Raw genomic sequence first — 9,582 nt, 5'->3', positions numbered from 1 at the left:
ATGCGCGCCGCACCGAGGCACGCGCCTCGCCTCCTGAGCGCGACGCTCAGTTCCGCCACATCGCTGAACAACGTGCGGAGTTCGTTGCAGCAGGCGCGCCGATCATCAGTGTGGATGCCAAAAAAAAAGGAGCTGGTCGGTAACTTCAGGAATGCCGGCCGGGCGTGGTGCCAGAAGGCCGAGGCCGTGCTGGTGCATGACTGGCCGCAGGATGCGGTGGGTCAAGCGATCCCGCATGGCATTTACGAGCTGACGACAAACCGCGGTCATGTCTGCATCGGCGACTGCTTCGACACGCCGCGCTTTGCCGTCGAGGCGATCAGCGACTGGTGGGAGGCCGAAGGGCGGCGGCGCTTCCCCAAGACCGAGCGCCTTCTTGTTCTTGCTGATGCGGGTGGGTCAAAGAGCTGCCGCTCCCGCGTGTGGAAGGCGCAGTTGCAGGAGCAGCTCTGCGACACCTGCGGTCTCGAGGTCACAGTATGCCATTACCCCAGCGGCTGCTCGAAGTGGAACCCGGTCGAGCACCGGCTCTTCAGCCACATCAGCCTCAACTGGGCCGGTGTGCCGCTGCGTAGCTTCGAGACCATCCGACGCTACATCGCCGGCACCACAACAGTGACCGGGCTCCAAGTCACCACAAGCCTCAAGCGCGGCGGCAACGAGACCGGAGAGAGTGTGTCCGATGACGAAATGCGCCGGCTTCGTCTCTCTCCACACACAGTTTGCCCCGCTTGGAACTACACCCTCTCGCCACGTCCCGCCTAAGATGCTGCATGGCAAGTAGTTCTCTGCCATGCCCTAGGCTCAGGACCATGGAGAGAACGGAGCAAGTCTCGAAGCTGAACGCACACTTGACATCATGGGCAAAAGCGGCCGCCTGCTGACGATCTACAAGCCTGACTTGGTGAGGGCCGGCACCTTCCCCATGACCTCACCCTGGCCCGGTGACGAGGCGGGACTATCCCCACCCCCCTCCCCCGCCTGGCGCTGCCACGTAAGCTCGGATCGGTCTGAAAGGACTGATGGGCAAGGCAGGTCGGATGACGCCAGAACCAACCACCTACCGTCGCTACCGCATTGCCGCGAGATCGTCAGCTGCAAGGTCTGGCTGCATCACGTCGCCAGATTGAGCTGCCACGCTGTTCTTCAAGCGTCCGCTTGCAGGCATCAAATGCAAGCCGCGGCGGATCGTCACCGGGCCTGCAAAGCAACGGGGCGGCCCAGCATACCCCTGCCCGAGCTCCGGCATCGAATGAGCAGGTACCTGAACAACCGTGCCGACAGGCGCTACCGGAGGCGGGCGTGCCAGACGTGGCGGTTCAAATATCCGCAACAGGCTCTGCGGTTCCTCTCAGCGTCCGGCATGAACCATGGACCCATCCATCCTCGCCATCTCATATCTGCGACCACGTACCGCCGCACTTGCGCCGAGGCCTTCAGATCCGGCGGCAGGAAGCGTGCCCTCATGTGACTGCCTGAATGCGTTAAGCTGTCATTATCCGCCTCAACCCGCCTTGCCTCGGTCAAAGTGCCAGGGCGGCCGCGAATGTTCCGACGCAACAAGGACGACCGGCTGACCGCCAGCCTACAGGCTATCGCCTGCGGTAAACTTGGCGGGACGTGAGGTGTTACAAGGCTCAACCGGCCGGCGCTGTGTCGATGGTGAGTTGCCGGTCGTGGCAACAACCCACGACTGCCCAGCGCGGGCAAATGGGGCCGCAAGCGCCTTACTAAGGCTTGCACGGCAACAGGCCGCCCTGCGGTGCCGCACGAAGCCTCCACTTCAGGAGAATCCCATGAAGGCGCGGAATAGGTGGCCAAGCCCGCTTCTCGCGGCGATCATCGCATCAATCAGTCTGATGATTATCGGATTTCGCCAGCAAGAGGCGCCCATGAGGCCTGCCCATGGAGTGGCCAAAGGCGCCATTGCCGTCGGACAGAGTAGACGAACCCCATCTCGTCGGAGTGGCAAGGACCGCGGGCAGAGCGCGGACACTCCCTCCGAAATTCCTGCGCGCGGTTGGTGGGACATCCTGCGCCGCACGTTCCAGCAGGTTTCAGAGGACCGCTTGCTCACCGAGGCTGCAGGCATAACTTTCTACGTTCTGCTTGCCCTGTTCCCGGCACTTAGCGCGCTTGTCTCGCTATACGGCCTATTCGCTAATCCCGATGATATCACCAGCCACCTTGCTGCCCTCTCAGGCGTCGTCCCGGGTGGGGGCATGCAGATCATCGAGGAACAGGTGAAGCGCGTTGCGGCGCAGAGCGGCGGCAGTTTGGGCTTTGGCCTGGTTATCGGGCTAGCGGTCTCGCTCTGGAGCGCGAATGGGGCAACCAAGGCAGCTTTTGACACGCTGAACCTCATTTATGAAGAGCATGAAGAGCGCAGCTTTCTCAAGCGCACCGCGATCACACTGGCTTTCACGCTAGGCGCGATCCTGTTCGCTTTGCTGGCAATCGCGGCGGTGGTGGCGGTGCCTGTGGCCCTCAGCTTTGTCGGTTTCGGCCCAACCGTCGAACTTGTCCTTCGTGTGCTCCGCTGGCCGCTCATGCTTGTCGCGGTCGCTGTCTTGCTGGCTTTTCTTTTCCGTTATGGCCCGAGCCGCGACAAAGCAAAGTGGCGCTGGATTAGTTGGGGCAGTGCCTTCGCGGCCATTGCTTGGCTGCTCGGTTCAGCCGCCTTCTCCTTCTATGTCTCCAACTTCGGCAGCTACAATGAGACCTACGGCTCACTCGGCGCTGTAATCGGCTTCATGACCTGGATCTGGATTTCTTCCACCATCATCCTGGTTGCCGCGGAGCTAGATGCTGAAATGGAGCGCCAGACTGAAAAGGACACGACAGTAGGTTCAGAGCAGCCTATAGGCACTCGCGGAGCGCGCATGGCCGATACGGTGGCGCCAGCTGAACCTTAAGTCTCGGTTTGGGCGAGCCGCAATAGACGCTTTGTGCTGACGATAGACTGCCGTGCAAGCATCCAGCGCATGGGCGCGATAGGTCCATTTCTGAACTAGGTGCCGAACCAGATCCGTCCCCGACCTGTCGGGACGGAAATGGTCCCGTGCCACCTCCATCATACGTATATTCACGCGGCCCGCGCCTGAGGAGTGGTCCTGAGGATCACCCGGACTGCTACCACTCCGTATGACGGGACAGGCACATTTCAGAGCACTCCCCACGAGTTCGTTCACCTTGAGACCACGCGTCCGCTTCACTGCGCTCTTGCCTGGCCGGCATGGACAGGATGAGCTGAATCCCGCTCTTACGCCTGTGCCGAAACTCCTCTAGCAGTCTCCATTCCTGGGCCGGCGCAAGCCCAGTACTCGTCGTGGCGGCACCATCTCCCGCACACTCATCCAGCCACTTGAGGTGGCCCCCAAGCGTTGGACAGTTTGACGGCCTGGATAAGCTCGGTCCTGGTTGTCGTCAGGCCGCCAATTTGTTCGCCTGGTTTGCCCCATAGGCCTCATCGGGGGTCCGCCCCGCCAACGCGCTATGTGGGCGTCCGGCATTGTAGTAGCCGATCCACTTCGTCAGCCCGGCCCGCAGTTCCGAGCCGGTCTCGAAGGCGTGCAGGTAGACGCACTCATACTTCAGGCTGCGCCACAGCCGTTCGATGAAGACATTATCCATCCACCGGCCGCGGCCGTCCATTGAGATGCGCACCCCCGCCTGTTGCAGCACCCCGGTGAAGCGCGGCGAGGTGAATTGGCTGCCCTGGTCGCTGTTGAAGATCTCCGGCCGCCCGAACCGGGCCAGGGCCTCTTCCAACGCCTCGAGGCAGAACTCTACATCCATGGTGTTCGACACCCGCCAGCTCAGCACTCTCCGCGTCGCCCAGTCCATCACCGCGACCAGGTAGAGGAAGCCGCGCCGCATTGGCAGGTAGGTGATGTCCGTGCACCAGACCTGGTTTGGCCGATCGATCACCAACTCCCGCAGCAGGTAGGGGAAGACCCGGTGCTCGGGGTTCGGCACCGTGGTCCGCGGCCGCTGGTAGATCGGCGTCAGGCCCATCTAGGCCATCAGCCTCCGGATAGGTTTGCGTCCGACCTCGTAGCCTTCCCGGCACAGGTGCCGTGCCATCTGCCACAAGCCATACCAGGGCGTCTCCAGGAACTGCGCGTCGATCCTCCGCATCAACTCCAGGTTCAGCGGCGTCTCTTCGGCAGGCCGGTGGTAGAACCCCGATCGGCTGATCAAGACCAGCTCGCACTGCCGCACGATCGACAGCTGCGGGTGATCGGGCTCGATCATCTGCCGTCGTCGCTCCAGGCTCATCGTCCGGACGCTTTCGCCAAAAAATCCCGCTCCACCACCAGCTGCCCAATCTTGGCATGCAGCTTCTCGACATCCGCCTCTGCCGCCTTCGCGCTCTCCTCGGCCGCTGACTTGCCGGAAAACACCGCGGCCAGCCCTTCCATCGCCTGCCGCTTCCAATCCCCCACCATCGTCTGGTGAATGCCGTGCTTCGCCGCCAATTGCGCCGTCGTCAGCTCACCCCGCAGCGCCTCAAGCGCCACCTTCGCCTTGAAATCCGCCGAATACCGCGTCCGCTTACCCGTCATCCGGGTCCGTCCTTCTCTCAGGCAGACCGAGCTTAACCGCCTGTCCAAAATCCGGGGACCACCTCAACTGAAGGTTGAGCCGAGAACACCGACCAGAGCTTACCGGAACTGCTCACCGTCTGATCCGACCTGTCGCGCAGTCGTGATGCCCACCTAGAGCACGCTCCGGAGAGTCGCCAACGACAATATGCGTAATGGCGGAAGATTCTTCCCTGCACATGCCACCCTGGCACCCGCAGCACTCTGGCCGAGCTCTCTCATGCCCACGGCCCATCGGGAATTGATATGGCTACCAGTCCACAATCATATTTCCGCTCTGGCCAGGGCCCTGGTACGTCCTCCGCCGAACGTGGAGGAAACGGTGTCGGCATCAGAGCATCGGCCAGCCTTCGCATCCCTGATGGAGGGAGTGCGCATTCTTGACCTGTCACGACTGGTGGCCGGGAACGTGCTGACCGCCGCCCTCGCGGATCTCGGGGCGGAGGTCATCAAGATCGAGGCTCCAGGCCATGGAGATGAGCTGCGGGCATGGCGGACCGAGGGGGTCTCCACCCATTGTAAAGCCTATGGACGGGGTAAGCGCAGCCTGTCGGTTGATCTTCGCTCGCCGCGTGGCAAGGAATTGCTGCTGGACCTCGCCGCTCATTCCCATGCACATATAGAAAATTGTCGCCCTGGCACGCTGGAGAGAATGGGGATTGGCCCTGATGGGCTCCATGCGCGGAACTCGCAACTGATCATCGCGCGCATCTCCGGCTGGGGGCAGACGGGCCCGTGGCGCCACAAGCCAGGCTTCGGTTCCCTGGTGGAGGCGCTTTCGGGCTTCGCGGCCATGAACGGCTTCCCAGACCGGGAGCCGGTGCTGCCAACCCTGCCGCTGGCCGACAGCGTGACGGGGCTCTACGGCGCAGTCGGCATTACCGCGGCGCTGCGCCAGGCGGAGCGCACCGGATTGGGCCGGGTGCTGGATCTGGCGCTCTCCGACGGAGTGCTCTCCGTGCTCGGCCCCTTGGCGCTTGACCACCAGGTGAGTGGCCGGGCGCCGCTCCGCCAGGGAAGCCGTGCGCCGAGCCATGCGCCACGCAACGTCTATCGCACCGCGGACGACCGCTGGATCGCGCTCTCGGCCGGGATCCAGGGCTCAGTTGAGCGGCTTTTCGTCGCGCTTGGCCAGTCGGCCTTGATCCGCGATCCACGCTTCTCCAGCCCGGAGGCACGGCAGGCGAATGTGGACGCGCTGGACGCCATCATCGGCGGCGCGATCGCGACGCAAAACCTCGCGGAGAATCTTGCCCTGTTCGAGGCCGCAGATGTGACGGCCGGCGCGGTTCTGGACGCCACGGAGTTGCGGGACCACCCTTACATTCGTGAGCGGGGCGCCATTCTGGACCTGCCCGATGCCGAGTTGGGCCGCGCGGCGGTTCATGCGCCGCCGATCCGCTTTGAGGACGGCGCAGCACCCGCCGTTACCATGCCGGCGCCCGCATCGGGCGAGCACAGCGCTACGCTGCTGCGCGAGGTGCTGGCTCTCTCCAAGTCCGAAATCCAATCGCTGCTGGCCGAAGGCGTGATCACCGGGCCCGGCAGCAAGACCGCAGGAAACCATGCTGCATGACCAAGCCCGCTGTGCCCCGTTGGCGCTCGCTCCTCTTCGTGCCCGCGCATGTGGAGCGCTTCATCGCCCGCGCGCATGAGCGCGGCGCGGATGGCGTGATCCTGGATCTGGAGGATGCGGTTCCCGCCGCAGAGAAGCCGGCCGCGCGTGCAATGCTCAGAGACTCCGTCGCCAGCATCACGTGCAACGGCACGGCGGCAATGGTCCGGGTGAACCACAGCCTACGGCATATCGGGCAGGACCTGGAGGCCGCTGTGCTGCCGGGCCTGACGGCCCTGGTGCTGCCAAAGGTCGAGGATACGGGCTTCGTCCGCGACGTGGCCGATGCTGTGGCGGAACTGGAGGTGGAGCGGGAGCTGCAACCCGGCGGAATCAGGCTGATCCTGCAGGTGGAGACGCCCGGAGCCCTGTTCGTGCTGCCGGCGATTGCAGGGGCTCATCCGCGTGTCGCGGCCATGACGCTGGGGCCGGAAGACTACTCCGCCGCCATTGGCGGCGTGCCGGAACCCGATACGCTGCTCACCCCGAATTATGCCGTGCTCTGCGCGGCACGCGCGGCGGGAATCCTGCCGCTCGGCTTCGTCGGGAGCATCGGCGCCTATTCCGATATCGCGGCCTTTGCCGAAATGGCACGGCGCGCACGTCGCCTGGGTTTCCGCGGCGCGTTGATCGTGCATCCGTCGCAGGTTGGGCCTCTGAACGAAGCCTTTGCTCCGACAGCGGAGGAGCTGGACTGGGCCCGCCGCGTGGTGGCAGGTGATGCTGCGGCTCGGGCAGAGGGACGCGGCGCCTTCCAGATCGACGGTAAAATGGTGGATCCGCCCGTGGTTCGACGTGCGGAGGAGATCCTGGTGCTGGCAGGATAGTGGCCGTGGCGGGTCAGGCCGCTATCGCCAGGCCGCCCTGCATAAGAGCGAGGAGGAAGCCATGAACATGGAGATCCGACGCCGCGGCCTGCTCACGGCAGCTGCCGTCCTGGCCTTGCCGCTGCCCGTCGCAGGGGCCCAAGGCGCCTCGCCACAGCGGGCCGTTCGCATCGTGCTACCCTATGCGCCGGGCGGCAGCACGGATGCGTCGGCAAGGCTGATCGCCACGCCCATGACGCAGTCACTCAGCCAGCCTGTGGTGGTGGAGAACCGGCCGGGCGCGAAGGGGACAATCGGCGCCGCCGAGGTCGCCCGGGCCCCGAAGGATAGATACACCCTGCTGGTGGATGCCGCAGCCCATGGATCGAACCATGCGCTCTATCGGAACCTGCCTTTCGACTACGCGCGCGACTTTGCGCCGATCGCGCAGCTGACCGTGTCGCCACAGATCCTGGCCGTGCATCCGTCGCTGCCCGTGAACAACGTGCCGGAACTGGTAGCGCTCGCGAAGAAGCAGCCAGGGACGCTCTCCTACGGCACTCCGGGCAATGGATCGGCGGGGCATCTCGCCTGTGCCTCGCTAGCTTGGCATGCGGGGATGGATGTCACGCAGGTCGCCTATCGCGGCGGCGGCCCAGCGGTGCAGGACCTCCTGGCTAACCAGATCAGCTTCACCTTCGCCTCGGTCACGGCGGTGTTGGCCCTGGTGCAGGATGGAAAACTTCGTCCGCTGGCCGTCTCGAGCCTGTCCCGCATCGCGCCGTTGCCGGAGATTCCGGCGATCTCGGAGACCTATCCAGGCTTTGACATCTATGAATGTGGCCGGGCTTTATGCCCCGGCGGGGACGCCCGGTGCTGTGCTTGACCGTGCCGGTGAGGTGGCGCGGGCTGCGCTCGCGCTACCAGAGGTGCGGCAACGGCTCGACCAGCTGGGCGCCAGACCGTGGCAAGCAGTCGGCAGGATTTTACGACTTGGCTGGCGCAGCACCGCGCCCGGATAAGCGAGTTCGTGCAGGCGGCCGCGATCAAGCCGGACTGAATTGAGAGGGCCCAGGGTTGGGGCGGATGTCCCAGCTCTGCTGTCCGCGCCAGAGGAAAGGTGGCGATGCTTCTGCGTCCGTCAGAAGCTCCGCTCATTTGCCTGTTTGAGAATGCCTATCTTGGTTGGATGAGGGCTCGGCCTCAACCTGAAGAGGCGAGATGTGGACCAAGGAGCATCGGGCGTGGCAAGTTCCCTCCGAACGGCAGCGTTCCCGAAGGATCTGGCGAACGCGGGGTGGGGCATGGTTCGCCCCTTGTTGCCCGTTCAGGCGGGCGGGACCGGTCACCGGCAGTGAATCGACGGATGGTGCTGAACACGATCCGCCAGCTGGCCCGGACCGAGTGCGGCTGGCCAGGGCCACTTGCATCGTGCGGCACCAATCTGCGCGCGAGCGTCGTGTGTCGCCGATGACGTGCTTCCAATATGCGATGCCGGCCTCGACCAAGACTCCAGCGGAGTACGCACCACGGATGTTCTCAGCTGTGAACTTCTGACCTCGCTCTTGGTTCCCATTCTACCCTCGCTGTTCAGGACAGGCATAGAATCGCCGCGAACCAATGGCCACGGTGGAATTCTAGCAGCCTGCGATAGCGATCCACCTCCACAGAAAGGCTAAAGACCGTTGGAAATATCCGCCGGGCCGCGGTCCTTCTACACCGCCTCCGCGTTAAGGGACTGATGATGCGCATGAGGATTGCAGCGCCCTTACTGATGATCTTGCTCGCCATGGCGGCTTGCGAGGACGCAGATATCAAGAGGGAGCGTGAGCAGGCGGCGCGAGGCGAGGCGCAGGCTGCAGCCGCCGTGAAGGCGTCTGAGGAGCGGCTGCGCTCGACACTCCGAAACATCACCCCGGGTGCCAAGCTCAGGGGCGTGATCGTCCACAGGCAGGCCCTGGGCGGTTATGCGGTCTGCGGGCAAGTGAATCTCACAGGTGCGCGCGAGGACCCGTATATTCCGTTCGTGTCGGTCGTCAGCCCGAACATGGACCGGATCGAGCAATTCGTCGCTTCCAGCAGCGCGGAAGCCACACGCACTTACGTGGAAACAACCACCCGATGCTACGATGAGGGCGGACCGACCTCTGTCCGGTCCGTCGTGCCCCTGCCGCCCGTGCCAGACACTTCGGCCTCTGGAGCAGGAGGAACGACACCTCCGCGGCTGCCAGCACCTGCACCGTCTGTGGCCGAGGTGGCGCCACCTCCAACCTTGCCGCCGGCGTCCACCGGCAGCATGCCCTCACAGGGCTCGGTTACAACGACTCTGGCGCACCCGGTCAATCTCCGCAGCAACCCAGCCGGCGGTGGAACAGTTCTGCGCGTCGTCCCGAGAGGGACAAGGCTCAGGGTCTTCGCGGAGGCGCCGGGCGGCTGGTACCAGGTCGGTGAAGCCGAGCCAGTGGGATGGATTCACGGCTCGATGCTCGAACGCTGAGGGGGACAGCCGAAACCGGCATCCCCACAACGGGCGGGAGGCCTCGCGGATTGAAGG

6 protein-coding genes and 1 pseudogene are annotated in these 9,582 nt (G+C 64.3%); 6 read left to right on the top strand and 1 reads right to left on the bottom strand.

The genetic code is table 11. The features are described from left to right. Both GSE44_RS21765 and GSE44_RS21760 read left to right on the top strand, forming a co-directional pair. Positions 1–765, top strand: a 765-nt coding sequence (locus GSE44_RS21765; protein WP_235925051.1) for an ISAzo13 family transposase, incomplete at its 5' end; no start/stop codon positions are given. Between the two features lie 1,031 nt (positions 766–1,796). Beyond that, complete coding sequence (locus GSE44_RS21760; protein ID WP_235925050.1) at positions 1,797–2,915, top strand: YihY/virulence factor BrkB family protein; 1,119 nt, start codon at positions 1,797–1,799, stop codon at positions 2,913–2,915. Between the two features lie 511 nt (positions 2,916–3,426). Here the strand turns inward: GSE44_RS21760 and GSE44_RS21755 are convergent. Further along, positions 3,427–4,568, bottom strand: a pseudogene (locus GSE44_RS21755) (IS3 family transposase). A 400-nt stretch (positions 4,569–4,968) separates the two neighbouring features. On the opposite strand from GSE44_RS21755, the gene GSE44_RS21750 reads away from it, so the two are divergent. The 4 genes from GSE44_RS21750 (at position 4,969) to GSE44_RS21730 (ending at position 9,525) form a co-directional block, all read left to right on the top strand. Beyond that, positions 4,969–6,183 (top strand): CoA transferase, encoded by a 1,215-nt coding sequence (locus GSE44_RS21750; protein ID WP_159350944.1) that lies wholly within the window; start codon positions 4,969–4,971, stop codon positions 6,181–6,183. Continuing rightward, positions 6,180–7,049, top strand: coding sequence for an HpcH/HpaI aldolase/citrate lyase family protein (locus GSE44_RS21745; RefSeq protein ID WP_159350941.1), 870 nt, complete (start codon positions 6,180–6,182; stop codon positions 7,047–7,049). Before GSE44_RS21750 ends, GSE44_RS21745 begins: the two co-directional genes overlap by 4 nt. A 61-nt stretch (positions 7,050–7,110) precedes the next feature. After that, positions 7,111–7,914 (top strand): Bug family tripartite tricarboxylate transporter substrate binding protein, encoded by an 804-nt coding sequence (locus tag GSE44_RS21740; protein WP_159350940.1) that lies wholly within the window; start codon positions 7,111–7,113, stop codon positions 7,912–7,914. 888 nt (positions 7,915–8,802) lie between these two features. Next, complete coding sequence (locus GSE44_RS21730) at positions 8,803–9,525, top strand: SH3 domain-containing protein (protein ID WP_159350938.1); 723 nt, start codon at positions 8,803–8,805, stop codon at positions 9,523–9,525. Positions 9,526–9,582: the final 57 nt, after the last annotated feature.

The sequence above is a fragment of the Muricoccus harenae genome (genome assembly GCF_009848505.1).
GTDB lineage: Bacteria > Pseudomonadota > Alphaproteobacteria > Acetobacterales > Acetobacteraceae > Roseomonas > Roseomonas harenae.
The sequence above is the reverse complement of the archived record's forward strand: the minus strand, read 5'-3'. Positions and strand labels throughout refer to the sequence as shown.

Coding starts and splice junctions, on each gene's coding strand:
- GSE44_RS21760 (WP_235925050.1), top strand. CDS start 1,797: ATGAAGGCGCGGAATAGGTGGCCAAGCCCGCTTCTCGCGGCGATCATC.
- GSE44_RS21750 (WP_159350944.1), top strand. CDS start 4,969: ATGGAGGGAGTGCGCATTCTTGACCTGTCACGACTGGTGGCCGGGAAC.
- GSE44_RS21745 (WP_159350941.1), top strand. CDS start 6,180: ATGACCAAGCCCGCTGTGCCCCGTTGGCGCTCGCTCCTCTTCGTGCCC.
- GSE44_RS21740 (WP_159350940.1), top strand. CDS start 7,111: ATGAACATGGAGATCCGACGCCGCGGCCTGCTCACGGCAGCTGCCGTC.
- GSE44_RS21730 (WP_159350938.1), top strand. CDS start 8,803: ATGATCTTGCTCGCCATGGCGGCTTGCGAGGACGCAGATATCAAGAGG.